Genomic DNA, 20,327 nt, shown 5'->3' on the forward strand with positions numbered 1-20,327 from the left:
TGGCATGCTTGGCCTGCCCGAACGACTGCTCGAGCAGCGCATCGCGCTGGAGATGGCAATTGAAAAGGTTTCGCTGTCGGCAAACGAAAAGCTCGCCAGGGTCTTGCGCTTGCACCGCCAGTCCGGCATTCGCGTCGTCGCCGTTTCCGATACGGCACTGCCGACACCTCAACTGACGGACTTGATCAACTACTTTCACGGTCCAGGTTTGATCGACAACGTCTATTCCAGCGCCGATGTTGGAGAAAGCAAGCGATTTGGCGGACTGTTTTCACGGGTTCTCGACCAGGAAGGCGTTACACCGTCACGCTTGCTGCATCTCGGTGATGATTATCTTGCTGACTGCGCTGTGCCGAGAACCATGGGCATCAATGCGCTGCACCTTCCCAAGGGACGCCTGAAACGGCTTGCCGCACGGGTCGATGGCGCCCGTGCAGAGGCCATGCGCGGCGTTCGCAAAGGGATCATGCGCACATCAGGGCGGATGCCTGACCTGGACGATCGTGCAGCCTTCGGGCGAGAAGTGTTCGGGCCGATTGTTGCGCAATTTTGCCTTTACATATGGCTCTATGCCAGGGAAGCAGAAACGCGGGGCAATGCCGCGTTGCTGTTTTGCGCACGCGGCGGCATCGGCATCAGGGAAGCGTTCGAAAAGCTGATTGTCAAGCTTGACTTGCCGCTTGAAATCCGCCGCGAAAACATCCTTATTTCGCGCCTGGTGGCGGCACGTGCAGCATTCATGAAGCAAAGCCCCGCTGTCCTGGACGAACTCGGTCGGGAGTTTGAGAAAAACACCTTTGCCGATGTTGCCAATGCACTCGGCGGGCGCACGTATGACCTCGCCGGACCTTGGCAACTTCCCTTCGACCCAGGCCACTTTTTTGCGATGATCGACACCCCTGAAGGCTATGGGGTACTTGACGACATCGCGAGACAGAACGAGCTGTTTGAGCGCCACCTGGACCAGATTGCCGGTGATGCGTCGCGTATCATTCTCTGTGACACTGGCCTTTACGGGAGCACGCAGCGTCTTGTCGCTGCCGGGATGCCCGAGCGGACATTCGAAACGATCCAGTTTGCAAGGTGCAATTACAAGGGCCTTAGCGAGGATCACTTCCCACAGGTCACGGGATTGGTTGTCGAGGAGAATCTTTATAACCCGCTGAGGGTCGAGACGGTAATCCTGCGCTACTGGCAGATTATCGAGAGCCTGTTTGAACCTGCAATTCCCTCCGTTCGACATTTGAGTGAATCGGACGATGGGACAGTTTACAGCAATGCCGGCAAGTTCGCCTACGGCGAGCTTGATCCGGCTGACGGAAATCTGCTGCTTGCGGGCGTCCTCAAATACATTGATCGGATCGGAAGTGGCGCCGAGATCATGTCAGATGCAGACCTCGCTTGGCTGCGCCTCAAACGGGCCATTACCAATCCCCGAGCATTCGATATGATGGCATTGGGAGTCGGGGCCCGTTCGGTCGATTTTGGCCGCCCCGAGAGCGTCTATGTCCTGAAACAATCGACGGCTCCTGATCTTGCGAAACGGTTGACTGCGGTCAAATCGCAGCTTTGGCGCGAAGGTGCCATCGCCCGCGACTTTCCGCTCCTGAAGGGCGCACTCTTAACCGCCCTGGAGATGGTGCACATTGTCAGGGGAGTGTCGGCACGCCTCAAATAGCGGAACTACGACGCGGAGGAGCGTTGTGGGATCAGCTGCCGGATCGATCCGGCTCCAAGCAGACATCACGCGGGAGGATGACCCCAGTGCAAGGCGCGAAAACCTTCAGCGGCCTTTCACAAGAATATGTTGTGGCACAAGGTCGCGATCCGGCTGGAGCTTAAGGATTTCGGAGTAAGACATGCTTGCGGTAAAGACAATCAAGGGAGCGGGTTGGCTCGTCTTCTCGCGCTTTGTGGGGCGAATAATCGACTTCTTTACCCTGCTTGTTCTCGCTCGCATTCTGACGCCTGCCGATTTCGGGCTTGCCGCGCTCGCTACATCGCTGGTGGTGGTTGTCGACACCATGCTCGAGGTTCCCGTGACACAGGCCCTTGTGCGGCTTCCGACGATCGACAAGAGCCATCTGGACACTGGCTTTACGGTTGGTCTCATGCGAGGCGCAGTTATTGGGACCATCCTTCTGGCAGCCGCCTGGCCCTATTCGTGGATCAATCACGATAGCCACCTGGTCGTCCTTGTTGCCGTCCTTTCGCTTGGACCCATTTCGAGGGGGCTGACCAGTCCGGCGATGGTCAATTTCGCGCGTCAGCTGGGATTTCGCCAAACGTTCATACTGGAATCGTCAGGCAAACTGGCGGCGGCCATCATCGCGATGCTCATCGTCTTGAGCGGTGGAGCCTACTGGGCGATTGTTGCCAACTTCGTCATCGCTTCGTTTGCATCCACAGTCGTGTCCTACATTCTTGCCCCTTATCGTCCCGCCTTTTCCCTTGCGCGACTGCCAGACTTTGCCGGCTTCATCGGCTGGTTTTCGTCAGCCCAACTGGTGTCGGCGCTCAACTGGCAATTCGATCGGTTCTTGATCGGCGCGCTTGCCGATCGTCCAACACTTGGGCGCTATGCCGTGGCGAGTGACGTCGCGGTCATACCCACACAAAGCCTGATTGGTCCGGCCTTACAGCCCGTCATGGCAGCCTTTTCGCAAATCAATGCAGATCGCGCGCGCGTTTGCCATGCTTTCCTGAAGGCGACACGATTTGCAATGCTGATCTCCGCACCCGCCTGTGTGGGCATATCCCTTACGGCAGACCTTGCCACCGACCTCCTGCTTGGTGCGAAGTGGGAGCATGCGGCCCCGCTGCTCAGCCTGCTTGCGCTTTCTGTTGCGCCAATCCCCTACTTCCAGACGCTTTCATCCGTCAGCGTTGCGCTCGACCGGCCGCATGTGATCTTCCGATTGAACGCCGTCGATCTTTGTTTTCGCGTGCTTCTGATTTCGATCGGGTTTTACTTGGGTACGGTTTTGGGTGTGAGCATCGCAAGAATTGCCCTGTCGGCGCTGATGTTTTGCTTCTACCTCAACGAAGCTCGTCGCCTTCTTGATGTTGCAATTCTTGCCCAGCTGAAAAACCTCTGGAAGGTGGCTGCTGCCGTCGTCGCCATGGCCGCGGTCGTCTGGTTTCTGCGGGATGAACTGTCGGGGCGAAACTACCCGCATGTGGTCGAGCTTGCCCTTGTCATTGCCGCCGGGACAGCAACCTATGCCGCTGCGTTGCTATTGCTTGGTGTAAGGCTTATTGCCGGAGGGGGCCGGCTGGAGCTCATTGATCGATGAGAGTGCGGTCGGCATGACCTTATGTTTTGCGCAGCCGCCTGGTGCGGTTTGACTGAAAACAGGAGGTAGCTAAGGAACCCCACTTAGATTGGTGTGACCAGTCGATCGCGATGATGATCTTCGATTAATCGCGATGCCGAAGCCGGTTGAATAAGATCGGCGGACCAGGCTGTTTCCTCTGACGATTAGACCGCATCACCATGCTTGACTGTTTCGAGGTCTCAAGGGAGGTGACCGGACGAAAGCGCGGGCGCCTTTCCAGCCAAGGACGCTATCGCGCGATCCTGAGCGGCATTTCATCCAGGAGAGCCAAGAGCTAATCAACCTCGCGTGCGGTTTATGACGGTTCCGACTACATTGGCGCCAGCGCGACGCAACAGCTGAACAGACTCCGATGCCTCTTCGATCGTTGTTTGGCCAGCGCGCGCGACAACGATTACGACGTCCGCGTAGCTTGCAAGTGCAAGCGCATCCATGGAATGGCGAAGTGCCGGAAGATCAAGAAGGACGTCGCCTCGTGATCGTGCCGCCTCGAAGATGCGGCGCACACGCGGATTGCGGAAGTCTGTAAACAGATTGGCGTTCGCGTCTCTCGAATGGATCGGCAGGACGGCAACCCCACCGACGTCCTCGAACGACAGTTGCTCTGGCATCAGGCCCGCAAATGCGGCGCCGGCCAGTGAAACAGCCGCGAGATTGTCTCCACTTGCCCGTGCGTCTTCGCCGTCAGCAGCCTTGAATAACGTCACGTGCCGACCGCCGCGACTGATGAGTTGCGCCAGACTGGCGCATAGTGTCGAGACACCGGCACCTGGCGTCCAGCCGACAACGGCAATCACGATGCTCTTTTCATTGCGCAGGCTCGTGCAGGCAATTTCGACGGAGGTACGCAGATCGCGAATGGCGGCGACGAATTTTTGCTGTTGCGGGCTCGTAATGTGCCATGGAACACCTTGTGCGCCTGGAACGTTCGGGATCGATCCGAGGCAGCGGACCTCCATCTCGCGCGCCAGTTCCTTGGCGCTGCGAACGCGACGATCGAGCGCCATTCTCACGAAGACGACCCCGAAACCGACCAGCAATCCAAGAACGCCGCCAAGCGCCATAATGAGGGATTTTCGCGGAGCCGAAGGTCCAAGCGGCGGCAAGGCCGCGCCGATGATGCGAGCATCGGCATCAGGCGTTGCAATTGCCGGCAGCGCGCCCGCGTGCATTGCTTCGCGCGCGGCATCAACCTGCCGCGCAAGCGAATCCAGTCGACCCTGCAAGGCCTCCGTGCCCGCGCGCGCAATCTGCTCCTTGAAGGCCACCGTCTGATAAATGTAGCCAGAGACCGTTGCGTTGGCGACGCGAGCCGGCAGCTTCGGATCTGAAGACGAATATTCGATTTCGATAACGAAGGATTGACCAACGCGGCGTGCGTTGAGACGAGACATGAAACTCAAAAAAGCTGCGCGGTCCGCTTCGTCTGCAAGCTCGATCGCAGTATTGGCCGCCCCCGGCTCTACGCGACCGACCGCTGCGCTCTCGCTAGCGCGTTGTCCTGCGAGCAACGGCAGACCACTTAGTAACCTGGTCAGCAGGCCCGGCTGTCGGCGAGCAAGTTCAGGGTCATCCTTGAGGTTCAGGCTTTCAAACACGGCTGACAACAGCCGCTCCGACCGAATGGTCTGGAGTTCGCTGTCGGCACGATTGAGATCCAGCGTCTGCTGGGCCCCGAACTCGCCACCAGAGGCTGCCGACTGGCGCGGTTCGAGCAGAAGCGTTGCCGTAGCCTGATAGGTGGGAGGCAATGAATGGGCATAGAGAGCAGCAGCCAGGAGACCAGCTGCGCTGCAGGCCAAAAGGGGGACCTTGTGGCGTGCGCCGAGATCGATCAACGCGCGCAGTAAGGCAATTGGCCCGTCGCCAGCCACATCGGATTGCGTCTCGTTTACCCGCCAAAGCCTCGAGGTTACATCAATAGGGCGGGGTCTGTTGAACATCATTCGTGCTCCTAGCGTTCAAGAGGTTCTGCTGGCAGACTTTGGCATTGCTATCGCAGCGGCGCGTTCCGGTTCGAGCTTGCCACGCAGGGCGTCGAGGGCGGCCATCAGGTTGCCGCGGGCTCGACCGCGCCGGTCGATAAAGGGTTCGGGCCAGACGGCACGACTGAAGTTGCTCGCTGTGTTGCGGAAGATGTGATCAACGACGTTAGGAAGGCTCATCGTGCCCTTGGTCAACATGTAGAGCGGGTTGATAACCTGAGAGTATCCCAGCCGTTCTCCACTGACCCTGCCGCTCTTGACACCCATATGGACGCCAAAGGCGAGAGCCGATTTGACCAGCCGGCCTCCCTGCTTGGCAAGCGCTGCTGCAAAGTCACGGTCTTCCAACCATCCGTAGAGAACGAGACGCTCATCGAAGCTGACGTTGCCAATTGCCGAAAAACGGAAGGCCATGTTGCAGCCATAGGGGCTGAACGGTTCCGACCATTTGGCGTCCGCCTGGCCGACCTCGACCAGATCAACGGCATCTTGAAACGAAATACCAGGTCCCTTGATGCCGTCGGCAAGGATGTGCCCGGTAAAGCCGACGATCTGACTTTCATCGCGGAAGGTTTGGATTGCGGTCGCCAACCAATTTTTATCGGCGATGAAATCATCGTCGAAAAAAGCGACAATCTCGGTTCTGGATGCCACATGCTTCAGCGCGGTGTTGCGCTGTGCGGCAAGCCCAGGCGGACCGGTGACGATTGTGACTCCGGGATGACCCACGAGGTCCCCAGCATCTGATGCATCGACACAGGAGACAATAACTGCGTCAGGCTTCAGGGTCTGGGTCGAAAGAAAATGGCGCACGCTGGCCGCCACGATCTCCGGGCGGCCTCGGGTCGCGAAGACGACGCTGGCGTGCGGCCCGCTCGGATCGACAGATTTGTGACTTCTCAGCTCGGTCTTTGGATTGTCGAGAAGCTCGATATAGCCGCTTGCCGCCTTTTCCCATGAGAATTGTTGAACCTGTTCGTGTCCCCGACCGACCAGGTCGCTGCGCAGATGCACCGACGCAACGAGGGTGCGGATCGCCTTGATCCACTCGCGCGGCTCAAATGGGGAAGCTGTCAGCGCAGCTTCGCCGCAAACCTCCGGCATGCTGGCGCAGTGCGATGAAATGACGGGACAGGATCTCGCCATTGCCTCGACGATCGGCAATCCGAAACCTTCCGTCAGCGAAGGAAACGCAAGACAAAGCGCCTGATCGAGCAGATAGGCAAGGTCGTGATCGGATACGCGCCCGAGAAAATGAACATTGGGGCGGCGCTGGAGTTCTTGCTCGGCAAATACGCCGTCTCCCCCGCCAGCAATGACGACATCGAGGTTCATGTCGTCAAGCTCGGGTGCGATAGCGATCAAAAGCGAGAGGTTTTTGTGGCGCGCACGCGACCCGAGAGCCAGGACAAACGGTCGTACCGCACCGCTCGAGGAAAGCACCTTCGGCGCGAGGTCGGCCAGGTCCGGGTTCCAGCTCAATGCGTGTTCGTGCCCGTTTGGAAGTACCGCGATATCAGACAGACGGATTGGCAGATGTCGCGCTATCTGTCGCGCAGCCGCATGGGAGACAGAGGCGATCCGTAGAGATCGCCGAACAAGCAATGGCTGGAGATTGTGATAAAGTGCGCGAAACGATCGGCTGTAGCTTTGGGGCGCAGCAAAGATATTCGCGTCGTGAATGCAAACGATCTGGTCGGCCTTTACCGCCGGGGCGGTGTTGCACAGATTGAGAAGCCGGCGATTGTTACTCAGCCACGGCAGCTCGATTTGCTCCCACGCGTGACCGCTCAATTGACCGCCTTTTTCAAGCTTCATTCGCTGTAGCGACGGCTCTCCTGTCTTCGTGGGTACGATGAGGGTTGCCCCGTCCGCCCCCGTGAATTTGTCCATCGCTCCGAGGACATTGCGCGCGTAGCGCTGGACACCGGTCACGTCCTGCGTGAGAAAGCGGCCATTGATTGCGAATTCCCTCGCGCTCATCCAAAGTTTCCCTGGCCACCGCCAAATCGTGTCGCGGGCCGATTGAAGTGCATCAAATCAATTCGCTCTCTACCTTGTGTCACGTGACATCCGGGCGCAATTAACCGCACCTGCGTTTGAGCACGCACCACGACACAGGAATTGAATGGAGGGCGCGATAACGCGCCGCTAGGATTTCAGTAGCTGCCGCGCGAGCGCAGCACCGCTGGGATCGTCTTCAGCATGATCGACATGTCGCCAAGAACACTTTGTTCTTCGACATAGCGAACGTCGAGTTGGACGCGCTCGTTATAGCTCGTGTCGCTCCGTCCACTGACCTGCCACAACCCGGTAACACCGGGACGAACCCTGATGTAGTCGGCATAGTACAAACCATAGAGTTCAGCTTCGCTTGCAACGATCGGCCGCGGTCCGACGAGGCTCATCTGGCCGCGAATGACATTGAAGAGCTGGGGAATCTCGTCGACACTGCTTTTGCGCAAGAGCGCGCCGAGCGGCGTTACGCGCGGATCATCCCTAAGTTTGCGTGTCGCGTTCCATTCCGCCCTTAGCGAAGGGTTGGCCGCCAGATGTCGCCGCAAAACCTCGTCGGCATTCTTGACCATCGTTCTGAACTTCAGGCACGGGAACATCACACCGTACCTTCCGATCCGACGATGGGCGATGAAGATTGGCCGCCCCTGTACGATCAGAAGGACTGCGACAAGCATCAGGATCATCGGCGCAAGGACGAAAAGCCCTATGCACGCAATTGTTGCATCAATCGCGTACTTGACGCCGTCCAGGATGGCGGATCTGTAATTATGTCCGAACAAATCGGATCTTCGGGAGATCGCTCTGCGAGAGTGCAGCGGCGCATTGTTGAACCTGTCGAAATTTCGACCGAGATCAATTTCCCTCATCTGCGTATTCCCCTCGCAAACATAAAGACTTCGGGCACTTGCAGACAATGCCATCATGGCATGCACAGGAAAGCTAACAAGTATTAAACGATTTGACAATAAAATTATTGCGCTGCACTATATAACTGTGCAGCGCGGGATATGGATATCACTTGATGATCATATTTCTGTCTTAACTGCCTAATATAATTGCCAATAGTCTGATTTTTAATCAAGACAATGGCAAGAACTACACCCGCAATGCACGCCGCGATAATTTCGATTGTTGTATCTCGAGGGATTTGGCGTGCGAGTAGCAATTATTCATTACTGGCTCGTTGGGATGCGCGGTGGCGAGAAGGTTCTCGAAGCACTGTGCGATATATTCCCGGCCGCAGACATCTATACACACGTTTGTGATCTTGCGGCCATTTCGGACAAGATCAAACGGCACAAGATACAGACAACCTTTATTGGCGGTCTGCCCTATGCCAAACGAATGTACAAACGCTACTTGCCGTTGATGCCCATGGCGCTGGAGCAAATCGATCTCGGTGACTACGACCTCGTCATCAGCAGCGAATCCGGCCCGGCCAAAGGCATCATACCGACGTCACCGGCATTTCATCTTTGTTATTGCCACTCGCCGATGCGCTACATCTGGAACATGTACAACCGATATTACGACAGTTCCGGTCTGATGACGCGAATGATGATGCCCCCGATGGCGCATTATCTAAGGACATGGGACGTCGCGACAGCCAATCGCGTTGATGATTTTGTCGCCAATTCGACAACTGTTGCCCAACGGATCAAGAGCTATTACCGCCGCGAGGCGACCGTCATCAATCCTCCGGTAGACACGACAGCATTTCGACCAGTCGCTGCCGCCGATGTCGAGGACTATTATCTGATGGTCGGAGAACTCGTCAGCTACAAGCGGCCAGATCTGGCGGTCGAAGCTTTCAACCGGATGAAAACCAAGCTGGTGGTCATTGGTGGCGGCGAAATGCTCGACCATCTCAAAAAAATTGCAGGTCCGACCGTCACCATCCTTGGCGCACAGCCGTTTGATGCGCTTCGCCATCATTACGCCCGCTGCAAGGGCCTGATATTCCCCGGCGAAGAAGACTTTGGGATCGTGCCTGTCGAGGCTATGGCAAGCGGGCGACCCGTCGTCGCCTTTGGGCGCGGTGGCGCGACTGAAACTGTCGTCAACAACAAGACAGGGGTTTTCTTTCAGACGCAGACAGTCGAGGCGCTGATTGATGCAGTCGAACGTATGGAGCGTCTGGACTTCAACCCTGCAGACGCCCTGTCTCGCGCGGCTGATTTTCGACGGGACGTCTTCGTGGATCGCTTCCGGAGCTACGTTGCGCGAGCGACTGGCGCCACATTGGCCGTGTCGGCCTGACACAGTCGACGAAATGCAAAGACAATTTCAATCGGAGTAACAGGATGCGGCTTTTCTCCTTACGCGAACGGGTCCAAGGACGAGGTCTTTCGGCAAGCGGGAAAGACAGGCGAAACCGCAAGATGGCCGCCTCGGCTGCATTTCTGGCGATTGCCGTTGCAGCCGGCGCCCAAGCCGGCGAGGACTATGTTCCAGGACCACAGGACACTTTGAAGCTACGTGTCTACGAATGGCGCCCAAGTGCGGGAACAGCATTCGAATGGGCTCCTTTGACAGGAGATTTCGTCGTCTCTTCAGCCGGCAACCTGTCGCTGCCGATCATTGGTAGCGTTCCTGTGGCAGGCAAGACACTCGAGCAGATATCGGAAACGATCGGACTGCGCCTCCAAAATGAAGTCGGCTTGCAGAAGCGGCCAAGTGCCTCGGTCGAAATCTCGTCATACCGCCCGCTTTTCGTGACCGGGCTGGTCGCTAATCCGGGCAAGTATAACTACAGCCCTGGTCTTACCGTCATACAGGCGCTCAGCATGGCAGGCGGAATCGGTTCGACCGATGCCAGCATGATCAGCTTGCAACGCGATGCCTTGTCGAGCCGGGGCGAGGTGCGCGAGCTGGAAGCCGAAAGACTTGGTCTTATTGCACGACAGGCGCGCGTCGAGGCCGTTTTAAACGGGGGCTCGTCGGTGGTCTTTCCTCAAGAGCTCTTGTCCAGGGCCAAGGAACCGCGTTTCTCGAAGATGATGGAGGAGGAACAATCACTCTTTGAAACCCGCCAGCATTCGCTGATGACAGAGATCGATGCGCTTGATCGCGCCAAGGTGCTCGCCAACAATCAGATCGACGCCTTGAAGGAGAAAGCCGTCTCACTTGCAAAGCAGATCGATCTGGCGAGCAAGGATCTAAACTCCGTTAACAAGCTTGTCTCACAAGGGTTGACCGTTTCTGCCCGCCAGCTCGGGGCCAACCAGAATGTCGCTGAACTCGAAAGTCGCAATCTGGACGTTTCGCTGGCCACCCTCAAGACTGAGCAGGATCTTGCCAAGGTGGACCAGGATATTGCCGACGCGCGCAATCGCTATCGTGTCAGTGCGCTGACGGAGGCAGCCGAACTGCGCGACAGGTTTGCGTCAAACACCGAAAAAACCAAGACAGCCCGCGACCAGCTGAAGAACCTCGAGGTCCGCGCCCCGTCTGCAATGGCCTCCCTCAATGAGGAAAAGGATCCATACAGCTTCCTGATGACGGTTAACCGGGTAATCGATGGCAGCATGCAGACACTTGTCGTCAGCGACAATGATCCGGTCATGCCGGGCGACATGATCAGGGTCGAGCAGCGGGAAGAGCCAATGGCTGTCTCAACGGACGTCAGCAGCAACTGAGCTTTTGGTTGTTGTATCGCCATAGCAACGCAATTTGAGCTTGCCTCAGCATAGGAGATACACGATTATATCCGGTTAGGAGGAATTCGATTGGGAGGTCGGAGCAACCGATGGGCTGGGCGCTATTAGTCTCGTTTCTGATCGGCGCAATCTGCGCATTGCGGGCGCCTGTCCTCATATTCGCGCTGATCGTTCTGGTCGTGATGATCGCTTATGCTGGCGTCAGCTATACCAATGGTAGCCCTCTTATGCATGCGATCGCCTGGGGCTTTGTGTTCGCCGTCGTGCTGGAAGCAGGCTATGTCTTCGCCCACGTGCTCCTGCATTCATTCTATACGCGACGGGAAAGCGACGCCGAAAAGCGGGCTCCCCAACAGGCACAATCAAAATATCATGCAGACTGACGGGCAGATCTGATAGCGGGCGTCCAAAAAACATCGTGGCAACGTCACGCGGTTGCTTGAACTTTTCATCAGATATTGATCGCGCAATGCTGGTGGCAGAGCCTCAAACTGGGCTGCGCCGTCGGGCAAAGTCGGATTGCGCCCCTGTCTTGGCCTCCTTCGCCAATCTGGCAAGCGCGAGCTGTTCAGCCTTTGCCATCCCGAATTTCAGCCTGTATCCGGCCTGCTTGAGGCGCTCGCCGGAAAAGCGCATTCGCCACAGCGGGTTTCTGATCGGCAGGGTGTGGAAGCGTAAGAAGTCATGGAGCCAGTCGATGATCCATGGAGCACTAACGACATGGTACCGACGGTCACCGCTTACCGCGAAGGCCTTCCGCATGAAATCAATATGCCTCGGCAAATCGCGATCGTCTTCCGCGATATTGTATATCTCGACCCGCCCAGCCTCACCCTTGCCCGCCAGCCCCTCCTCGATCGCCCAGATGAGAGCGTCGGAAACATCGCCGACATAAATGTGATGAGCGTGACGGTGCGATGCGAGCATGCGCTTGAACAGGCTCCAGTCGCGAACGCCGATGATCTGGCCGACGTCGACAACGACGGCTGGTCTGAAAATTGTGCATCGCATGCGGCTGGCGACCCGCATGAGCGCCATCTCGCCGGCAAGCTTGGTGCGGCCATATTCGCGCACGTAATCCAGCGCCCAGTATTCCGAGGCGATATCGCGATCAACCGATAGAACCGGTGAGCTCTCCGAAATCTCAACGGCGCGACTGCTTCCGTAGACGGCGATCGAACTCGTGTAACAGAAGGCCCTTGCGCCCGTATTCTCGGCAGCTCGCGCCAACCGCTCGGTCGCTCTTTCATTCAGCGCTCTCATGCGATCCTTCTTGCCGATTTCGGCGGCCAAATGGATCACCCCGCTGCAGCCTTCGACGAGAGTGTTGAGATCCCCATCGCTGGCAAGGTCAACCTGACGCCATTCAAGCCCCTTGTCGTCGCGGGGGGGCTTTCGCGACGTCGTCGCTCTCACATGATAGCCGCGTTCAAGCAGGTCGGTGACAACGAAACGACCAATCCGGCCCGTCGCGCCGGTTACGAGAATGGTTTCACCCGGCATGCGCGGTCACCTCCGCAAGGATTGGACGCGCCAACCTGTCCTTCAAATGGTCGGCGAGACGAATTGCCATGGCAACGATCATCTGAGTCGGATTGCAGTGTCCGGCGGTCGGAAATACCGAGCTTCCGGATACATAGAGGCCTTCGACGCCGTGAACCTGGCAATCGACGTTGACAACCCCCTTGGCGGGATCGCTTGACATGCGCGTTGTACCGGTCGGATGAGCAACATCGACGAAGCTTGCAGGGATGGGCGCCTTGTCGCGCACCCAGTCGGCCAGAACAGGCTCTGGAAACCCTATTCTGGAGAATTCGGCTGCGACCAGTTCCGCCATGCGATGCATGGTGCGCGCCTCGACCGGATGGCTGCGCCAGTCGACCTTGGGCAAGCGCATCCCGAAGCGATCGCGACGATCCGACAGGCTCATGCGGCTGTCTTCATCGGGCATCTGCTCGCACATGCAATCGAGCGTAAGCTCCTGCAGCTTGCGCGGCAGGCCATTCCGCGCCCCGAAGTAGTCGACAGCACCTTGAACCATCAAAGGGACATTGCGCGCCACGCTGACAACGTCCTCGGGCAGCCTCGGCTTTCGTGCCGCCAGGCGCCGCAATGCGTCCCAGGGATCATCAGGTGCAAGGACCTCTCCCAGCCAGCCTGCACAATTGAGCAAATGCTCGTCTCGCTGGACTGCCGGGCTCAGTCTGAGCCCAGCACGGAAAAAGCGACCGCGAACGTTGTAGCGACCAAACCGGCGACGCAACGCTTTCGAACCACCTAAGGAGAAAAACGCAGTTGGACCACGTAGGTGGTCCATCAGGTAGCGGCCGACCCGGTCACGATCATTGCCGAGCGCTTTGCGATCCTGTTCGTGGGAATTGAGAAGAATGCGAGCATTCTCAATGCCTCCAGCGCAGAGCGCTACAGAGCTTGCGACAAGGCTATGCTTTCGTCCGTCGCCTGTGGCAAACTCAAGGCCACGCGTTTTGGTGCGGGCCTCATTTGCCAGCACCCGCAGCACAGTCGCTCCTGTTACCAGTGTGACATTGGGTCCGAGGTGCTTGGCTATGTGCCGCCCAAACCGCATATACTCGAATGGGTAAGACTCCGCGTCATCCCTGCTGAACTGCCAGAAGAAGGGCAATAGCAGGTTGGCGGAAACCTCTTCCTTCGGCGCATTGCGTCCTGCAATCGACCAGAAGCGCTGGTCGCTGTAGCCGTTACCGAGCGCAAGTCCGAGATGATTGGCGCTTCGATCCATGAATGGGTCGAGATCGCGCATGGCGATTGGCCATCCCGAATGTCCAACCCAGTCGCGTTGTTCGAAGTCGATGGCGTCGAAAGGGCCGCACCGACCGCCCCAGGTATGCGAACTGCCGCCAAGGATGCGGTTGCGCACGGACCATTGGTCGCTAACCCGCGGGCGCCCGATATTTTCAATATCGTTCAGCGTGTCATTTTCGGGATCACGGCGCTCGCCACCACTTTCCAGAAGCACGACATTCAGCCCAGAATGGGACAGTTCACGCGCCAGCGTCGCGCCGGCCGGTCCCGAACCAACGATGCAGACATCACAACGAAGCAGCGGGACCACCGTATCGCCAGGCTGCAGATCAATAATTGGCATGGCCCATCACCCCTTGCGTGTCGTTTCTAAAATGGCGGTGCATTGCCCGCTTTCTCGGTCGATAGACTACCCGTTGCCAGGGACCGGTTACGCGGGTCTTTCCTCATCATCTCAGTCGCCTCGCCGTACCAGACATCTAGCTCCAGCCTCTCAGTGCAGGCAGATCGCTCTGGTGGCGTAGCGGGATAAACGGTGCCGTAGCCTCGGCGATAGCATCCGGACGGCTGGCGGCCAGGCCCGCCAAGATGAAGAACAGCAGCCCCAGGTCGACTGTCGGGCCAACGACGAGCGCGCCGGCGAGCAAGCATAGGCATCCATTGCGTGCAGCAAGCTGGACATCGGCGACAAAGCTTCTGGCAGGCGCGCGACCGGGGCCTAGGGCCGTTAGGGCAAAAAGGAGAAAGAAGAGAGCCCCGGGGACGCCGACGTTGGAAAGCACCGCCACCGGGAAGCTCGAGGTTCGTGCCGTTCCAAGACCAACGCCCAAGCCGTAGGTATCGAAAAAGTTCTGCAGTCCGAAGGTGTTCCAGGAACCACGGTCAATGGCCGAGCTCGAGGTCGATTTGCTAAGAACGAGGACGTCGATGTAATCATGGACTGTGTTGAAAATATCCTGCTGCAACACGACGATCAGTCCGACAAGCAGAACAACGAAGGGAGCAAGAACGGTCACAGCGGCGCTGTTACCGGTGCCTGAACCAACGCCGCTGCGTAGCACTGCCGTGAAATAGAAGATCAGCAAACAGACCGGCGCGGCAATAAGCCCCGCAGAGGAAGTCGACAGGACAATCAATGCCAGAGAGATGACGGCAAGCGGGCCGGTCCATCTTGAATGCCGCTGGCAAAGCCAAAGGGTCGCGGTAAATCCAAACGCGCCAAGTGTCGTACCGGCAAAAGCAGAGGCCTCTGGCCACGAACCGACAATACGTTTCATGCCGTTGACCTTGTCGTTGTCATGGAAGGTGTACTGCGCGTTGCGAATGAACTGCAGCATGTCCTGGGCGCCGATTGCACCGGTGACGACATCAAGGAGGGCGAAAACCACGTTGAGTGCGGCGTAGACTATAAGCCCGATGACAATGGCCCGGAAACCCCGGGCCGTTGAGGCGACTGTCGTGACCAGCAGGAAGCAGACAAGATCCGCCACCAGATAGACCGTCTGCGTTAGATTGCTCGAGACCGGTCCAAGCGAAACCACTCCGCTCGTCAGCGGCTGTTCGGCGATGCCGAGAGGAACGATTGTCGTCGCATCGGCAAACAGGCGTGGCAGAAAGTAGGCGGACAAGCCGCCATAAAGGACAAGACAGGCCAACCAGAAGCCGGGACGACCAAAGTGCAGGCCATCAAAGAGTGGCCCTGTTTGCCGTCTGCCGCGAAGCACGGAAAGGGCAACGAACAGCAGGAAAAGATGAGCGGGCTGCACGCTGGAGGAACCAAGCACAAAGGCTGCTGCTGCGCCAAGCAGAGTCAATGCCACGAAGGCTTTGATTGTTGCATCCTGACCGAGCGCCAGGCAGTAGAGGCCGAGCGCAATCGTGAAAATGCCGATCGGTTCAACGCCCATCGCCAGCCACACTCACCCGCGCACCGGAGACCATTGCTGGCTTGGCTTGCCGCGCAATGCCGGTCTTTCCTGCGATCAGGCCCTTGAGTTTGAGAGCATGCTTCTCGACGGCGTGCCACGAAAAAACGGCAAGTAATATCGTAACCGGTAGGGCGAGTGCGATGTTGAGATACCATTCGCGGTGTTGCGGAAGGAGATGTGCCACCGTCTGCTGTACCGGAAACGCGTAGAGGTAGAGACCGTAGGAATAATCACCACTGGCAATGAACGGATGCTTTGGCGGTCTCGTGAGGCCGATCGCAACCGTAGCATATGCGATAGGAAAGGCGGCGAAGTACGGTGCGTAAGGGAGGTTCAGCATGACGAACGACACCACTGCGGCAGCAATCGCACGAGGTGGCGTCACCTTGATGTGCTCACGGCAGACAAACAAAACAACACCAGCCAGGAAGCTCAAGAGAAGAATGCGACCAGGAAGGGCCCCGTCCATGGGCAGGTCGGTCGCTCCGCGCATGAGGTCGCGTCCAATCACGGCAAGCTGGGCTATCACAACAACGCCGATCAGCACGACCGGTCGAAAAGCAAAGCCGATCACCGCAAGCACGGTCAGCGCAACGTAGCACTCCAGCTCGTAGGGAATGGTCCAGAGCGATACATTGACCGCCTGATAGTAAGGATTGTCACGAAAGAGGCCAGGCAGCAGATACTGGATATGGCCAACGATATTCAGGAAATAGGTCGAAAACTGCGGGTCTGAAACGTAACTGGCAAGCGGCAACGTCGTAAAGACCGGCCCAAGAAGAAGGGCGCACAATGTCACTTCCACCGCAAGCGCCGGTACCAGGCGAAGTGCCCGCAGACCGAGGAAACGGGCAACATTGCGCGTCCGCAAGAGGCTGGCACTGACAAGGAAACCGCTGAGGGCAAAGAATGCCGGCAGAACGAATGTTATCAGTCCGCGCAGCGGTGGCTGAAACAGGAAGACTTCACCGGCTTTGCCATAGGAGACCGCAAAGCTGTGAATGCATAAAACGGCGACCGCAAGCACCACCCTAAGGTAGTCGAAGCCTGAGGTATATCCATTCGCAAACCGCTCCTCGATCGACACGGTCTTACTCCTGTCTCTGGCATTGCAGTAATAATGAATACTACGCTGCGACGCACAATAGACCGGAAGTCAGTATTTGCAAAGTCACATATTGCGCTGCGACAGAAAAATAGGCGACCGAGGCTAAACTTTTGAATGATGGCGAAGTTGCAACACTTCCATCTATGATCTCCGGCCCGAGATCATGCGAGACTATCGATTATATAGCTGGTTTCTCTACCTATTTTACATCCGTAGAGTATAACTCGACGGCCTGCGTCGAAAGGGTAAAAATGCTGCAGTGCGGCATGATCTGACAACATAAAGCGTCGGAACCGTCGATTTTCTAGTGGTGACAGCGATTCATTTCTGTTGCAAAGTTCTGCTAACCGTGAAACCTTCGATACAGTTACTGGAAATAACCATGACGCGTTTCGTCCAATTAATGCGCGCTCCTGGCATCTATTTACGGATGCTGGCCGCTACACTTGCGTTCTCGCTGATAACATACCTGCATTATAAATCGGTAACATTGACGCTATACTATAGCGTTATTTGCATATTTCTTATGCAGTTTGGCTACATAGGGGGCGCTCTATTCCTTATTTGGCGGGAAAAGACGCGACGAAAGGCAAACTAAAGGTTGTGCATCATAGATTGTTGTGTCGTTTCCGGAAGGAGGAGAAGCCGGCCTCGAGACACGCACATTGAAGGATTGATGTGTGATGAAATTCGGAACCAGTGGGCTTCGCGGCCTGTCTGTCGACCTTAAGGGCCGGGCTTCGGCGCTTTATGCCACAGCCTTTGGCCGCTATCTGCTCGACCGTGGTATGGCCCGCCCCGGTGACACCATCCTGATCGGCCAGGACTTCAGGGATTCCAGCCCGGAGATCGCCGCAAACTGTGCCGTTGCACTTGATCGCCTTGGATTCAAGGTCCGCGACTGCGGCACGGTGCCAACACCGGCGCTGGCGCTTTACGGACTTCAGAAAAAAGCCGCGGGTCTCATGGTGACAGGCTCGCACATCCCCGCCGATCGCAATGGCATCAAGTTCTATCGGTCGGACGGAGAGATCGACAAAACGGACGAAGCAGCGATCACGACTGTCGCGACAGAACTCGACCGTGCCGGCTTTACGTTTGTCCCCCGCAGTGCCGGGATGCAAAACCGATCCGTCGAATGCCTGGCGCTCTTCCGCGAACGGAATGCCAATATTCTTCCCACGGAAGCGCTCGCGGGCCTGAAAGTCGGCGTCTACCAGCACAGCACGGTCGCCCGTGATCTGCTGGTAGATCTCCTGGAACACTTCGGCGCAACGGTCGTGCCGTTTGGCCGCTCGGAAACTTTCATTCCCGTCGACACCGAGGCGGTTTCGGAGGAGACGATCGCCAAGCTCAAGGAGGTCGCAAGACAGCATGGCCTCGACGCCATGGTCTCTGCGGATGGTGATGGCGATCGCCCGTTGGTGGCGGACGAAACAGGGACGCCGCTGCGCGGCGATTTGCTCGGCCTGATCGCCGCGAACTTTCTCGGTGCGACATCGGTCGTGACACCCGTGACATCGAATTCCGGCATCGAAGCCGCCGGTCGCTTCAGCGTCATTCGCACGCGTGTTGGCTCTCCGTTCGTCATATCGGGGATGCAAGAAGCACTCGCGGCTGGCCGGACCCGTGTTGCCGGTTTCGAAGCGAACGGCGGCCTGCTCACCGCGAGTGAATTCGAGGTCAACGGTCACACGCTGAAGGCCCTTCCGACACGCGACTGCTTCGTCCCCATCCTGGCGGCGCTTTCCCTTGCTGCCTCCAAACGGCAGCCTCTTTCGGTGGTCGCCGCGTCCTTCAATCTGCCATTTGCCGCGGCCGACCGGCTTGAGAATTTTCCGGTTGAGATCAGTGCCCGGTTGATGGCCTATCTTCGCGCCGCACCCGCCAATCTCGCGGCGTTCCTGCAGCCGATCGGCGAGGTTGGCAGCGCCAGCGATATTGACGGCCTTCGTGTTACGCTGGCGGATCGCCGCATCATCCATTTCCGCCCGTCCGGCAATGCCCCTGAAATGCGCTGCTACGCCGAGGCGGAAACCGAAACAGCCGCCGCGGCGTTGCTGCGCGCCGGTCTGGAGCGAATCCGCTGGTTGGCGCATCCGAGTTGATAGGCGAAGCAAAGATAGATATTCGAGGACTCTCCATATGACACAGAAGATCGTTCCCGTGATAATGGCTGGTGGCAAGGGCACTCGTCTCTGGCCGCTGTCTCGCGCCGCAGCGCCCAAGCAGTTCATCCGCTTTATCGGCGACAAGACATTGTTCCAGGAAACGCTGCTGCGCGTGTCCGATCCCACGCTTTACGAAGCACCCGTCATCCTGACCAACGAGGAGTTTCGCTTTCTCGTTGCCGAGCAGGCGCGCGAGTTGGACATCGGTCTAGCGGCAATTCTGCTCGAACCGGTTGCTCGAAACACCGCGGCGGCAGTTGCGGCGGCCGCAACGCTCGTGCGTGATCGCTTTGATGAAGACACGGTCATGCATGTTCTCGGCTCCGACTATGAGATCGTCGCTGACGACACCTATTTTGAGTGCGTTCGCATCGCTGCCGCCACAGCCGCCCAGGGCAAGCTGGTAACCTTCGGCATCCAGCCGACCGAGCCGGCAACCGGCTATGGCTACATCGAAGGCGGGAAGACACTCCCGACGGGCGCACGAACGGTCGCGCGCTTTGTCGAGAAGCCGCCGCTCGCCAAGGCCGAAGACATGGTCGCGACTGGCGGCTTCTACTGGAACTCCGGGATGTTCATGTTCTCGGTCTCAGGCGTGCTTGCCGAGATGCGGAGCTATGCCGCGCCGGTCCTCAAGGCTGCGGCCGACGCCATTGCAAAAGGCGTCAGAGATCTAGACTTCATCCGCCTCGACAAGGCAGCGTTCGCCACCAGCCCGAACATCTCGATCGACTATGCCGTCATGGAAAAGACGAGCAACGCAGCCGTCGTTCCCTCGCCGTTCAAGTGGTCCGACCTCGGCAGCTGGGATTCCGTCTGGAAGAGCGGCAGCCGCGACGAGAATGGCAATCTAGCAGCCGGCAACACGACGGTCGTCAACACCAAGAACTCGCTCATCATGACCCATGGCGTGCACCTCGCCGTCCAGGGCATGGACGACATCGCTGTCATCGCCAGCGAGGACGCCGTTTATGTCGGACGGCTGCAGGACAGCCAGGACGTCGGGAACCTCGTGAAGATGCTCGCCGCCGCCCCCACGACATCGCAACTGACCGAGACGCACCCGACTTCTTACCGGCCTTGGGGCGGCTACACATCGGTGCTGAACGGCGACCGCTTCCAGGTGAAGCGCATTTTCGTCACGCCGGGCAAGAAGCTGTCGCTGCAGAAGCATCATCACCGCTCCGAGCACTGGATCGTCGTCAAGGGCACGGCAGAAGTGACAATCGGCGAAAACGTGCAGATGCTCAGGGAAAACGAGTCCGTCTACATCCCGCTCGGCGAAGTCCACCGTCTCGCCAATCCCGGCAAGATCATGCTCGAACTGATCGAAGT

At 57.9% G+C, this 20,327-nt stretch carries 14 protein-coding genes; 7 read left to right on the forward strand and 7 right to left on the reverse strand.

Annotation, left to right across the window (positions count from 1 at the left end; genetic code table 11):
• Positions 1-4 precede the first annotated feature (4 nt).
• Together AS026_RS05595 and AS026_RS05600 are read left to right on the forward strand one after the other, a co-directional pair.
• The gene (locus tag AS026_RS05595) at positions 5-1,678 is read left to right on the forward strand and encodes a hydrolase (RefSeq protein WP_245307346.1); all 1,674 of its coding nucleotides are present in this window, start codon (positions 5-7) and stop codon (positions 1,676-1,678) included.
• Between the two features lie 181 nt (positions 1,679-1,859).
• Positions 1,860-3,296, forward strand: coding sequence for an oligosaccharide flippase family protein (locus AS026_RS05600; RefSeq protein ID WP_062368890.1), 1,437 nt, complete (start codon positions 1,860-1,862; stop codon positions 3,294-3,296).
• Between the two features lie 320 nt (positions 3,297-3,616).
• Here the strand turns inward: AS026_RS05600 and AS026_RS05605 are convergent, their stop codons facing one another.
• The 3 genes from AS026_RS05605 to AS026_RS05615 all read right to left on the reverse strand — a co-directional run bounded on the left by AS026_RS05605 (position 3,617) and on the right by AS026_RS05615 (position 8,208).
• Entirely contained in the window at positions 3,617-5,284 is a 1,668-nt protein-coding gene (locus tag AS026_RS05605; RefSeq protein WP_062368891.1) for a GNVR domain-containing protein, read from the reverse strand.
• A gap of 15 nt (positions 5,285-5,299) precedes the next feature.
• Positions 5,300-7,306 carry a glycosyltransferase gene (locus AS026_RS05610; protein ID WP_062368892.1) on the reverse strand — a complete coding sequence of 669 codons (2,007 nt, stop codon included), beginning with the start codon at positions 7,304-7,306 and terminating at the stop codon, positions 5,300-5,302.
• 176 nt (positions 7,307-7,482) lie between these two features.
• Positions 7,483-8,208: a sugar transferase gene (locus AS026_RS05615; protein WP_082728449.1), complete on the reverse strand. Its 726-nt coding sequence runs from the start codon at positions 8,206-8,208 to the stop codon at positions 7,483-7,485.
• A gap of 322 nt (positions 8,209-8,530) precedes the next feature.
• Here AS026_RS05615 and AS026_RS05620 point away from each other — a divergent pair, with 322 nt between their 5' ends.
• The 3 genes from AS026_RS05620 (at position 8,531) to AS026_RS05630 (ending at position 11,384) form a co-directional block, all read left to right on the forward strand.
• Entirely contained in the window at positions 8,531-9,601 is a 1,071-nt protein-coding gene (locus AS026_RS05620; protein ID WP_062368893.1) for a glycosyltransferase, read from the forward strand.
• 44 nt (positions 9,602-9,645) lie between these two features.
• Positions 9,646-10,980, forward strand: coding sequence for a polysaccharide biosynthesis/export family protein (locus tag AS026_RS05625; RefSeq protein ID WP_062368894.1), 1,335 nt, complete (start codon positions 9,646-9,648; stop codon positions 10,978-10,980).
• Positions 10,981-11,090: 110 nt separating this feature from the next.
• Positions 11,091-11,384 (forward strand): hypothetical protein, encoded by a 294-nt coding sequence (locus tag AS026_RS05630; RefSeq protein ID WP_062368895.1) that lies wholly within the window; start codon positions 11,091-11,093, stop codon positions 11,382-11,384.
• A 103-nt stretch (positions 11,385-11,487) separates the two neighbouring features.
• Here AS026_RS05630 and AS026_RS05635 read toward each other — a convergent pair whose 3' ends face one another.
• The 4 genes from AS026_RS05635 to AS026_RS05650 all read right to left on the reverse strand — a co-directional run bounded on the left by AS026_RS05635 (position 11,488) and on the right by AS026_RS05650 (position 16,800).
• Positions 11,488-12,504, reverse strand: coding sequence for an NAD-dependent epimerase/dehydratase family protein (locus AS026_RS05635; protein WP_062368896.1), 1,017 nt, complete (start codon positions 12,502-12,504; stop codon positions 11,488-11,490).
• Positions 12,494-14,128 carry a GMC oxidoreductase gene (locus tag AS026_RS05640; protein ID WP_062368897.1) on the reverse strand — a complete coding sequence of 545 codons (1,635 nt, stop codon included), beginning with the start codon at positions 14,126-14,128 and terminating at the stop codon, positions 12,494-12,496. Before AS026_RS05640 ends, AS026_RS05635 begins: the two co-directional genes overlap by 11 nt.
• A gap of 136 nt (positions 14,129-14,264) precedes the next feature.
• Complete coding sequence (locus AS026_RS05645; protein ID WP_062368898.1) at positions 14,265-15,692, reverse strand: hypothetical protein; 1,428 nt, start codon at positions 15,690-15,692, stop codon at positions 14,265-14,267.
• Positions 15,682-16,800, reverse strand: a complete 1,119-nt coding sequence (locus AS026_RS05650; RefSeq protein ID WP_062368899.1) for an acyltransferase family protein — start codon at positions 16,798-16,800, stop codon at positions 15,682-15,684. Before AS026_RS05650 ends, AS026_RS05645 begins: the two co-directional genes overlap by 11 nt.
• 704 nt (positions 16,801-17,504) lie before the next feature.
• Between AS026_RS05650 and AS026_RS05660 the strand changes: the two genes are divergently transcribed.
• Positions 17,505-18,929 (forward strand): phosphomannomutase, encoded by a 1,425-nt coding sequence (locus AS026_RS05660; protein WP_062368901.1) that lies wholly within the window; start codon positions 17,505-17,507, stop codon positions 18,927-18,929.
• Positions 18,930-18,966: 37 nt separating this feature from the next.
• Positions 18,967-20,327, forward strand: a 1,361-nt coding sequence (locus AS026_RS05665) for a mannose-1-phosphate guanylyltransferase/mannose-6-phosphate isomerase (RefSeq protein WP_062368902.1), incomplete at its 3' end; no start/stop codon positions are given.

It is taken from the genome of Rhizobium altiplani (assembly GCF_001542405.1).
Taxonomy (GTDB): Bacteria; Pseudomonadota; Alphaproteobacteria; order Rhizobiales; family Rhizobiaceae; genus Rhizobium; species Rhizobium altiplani.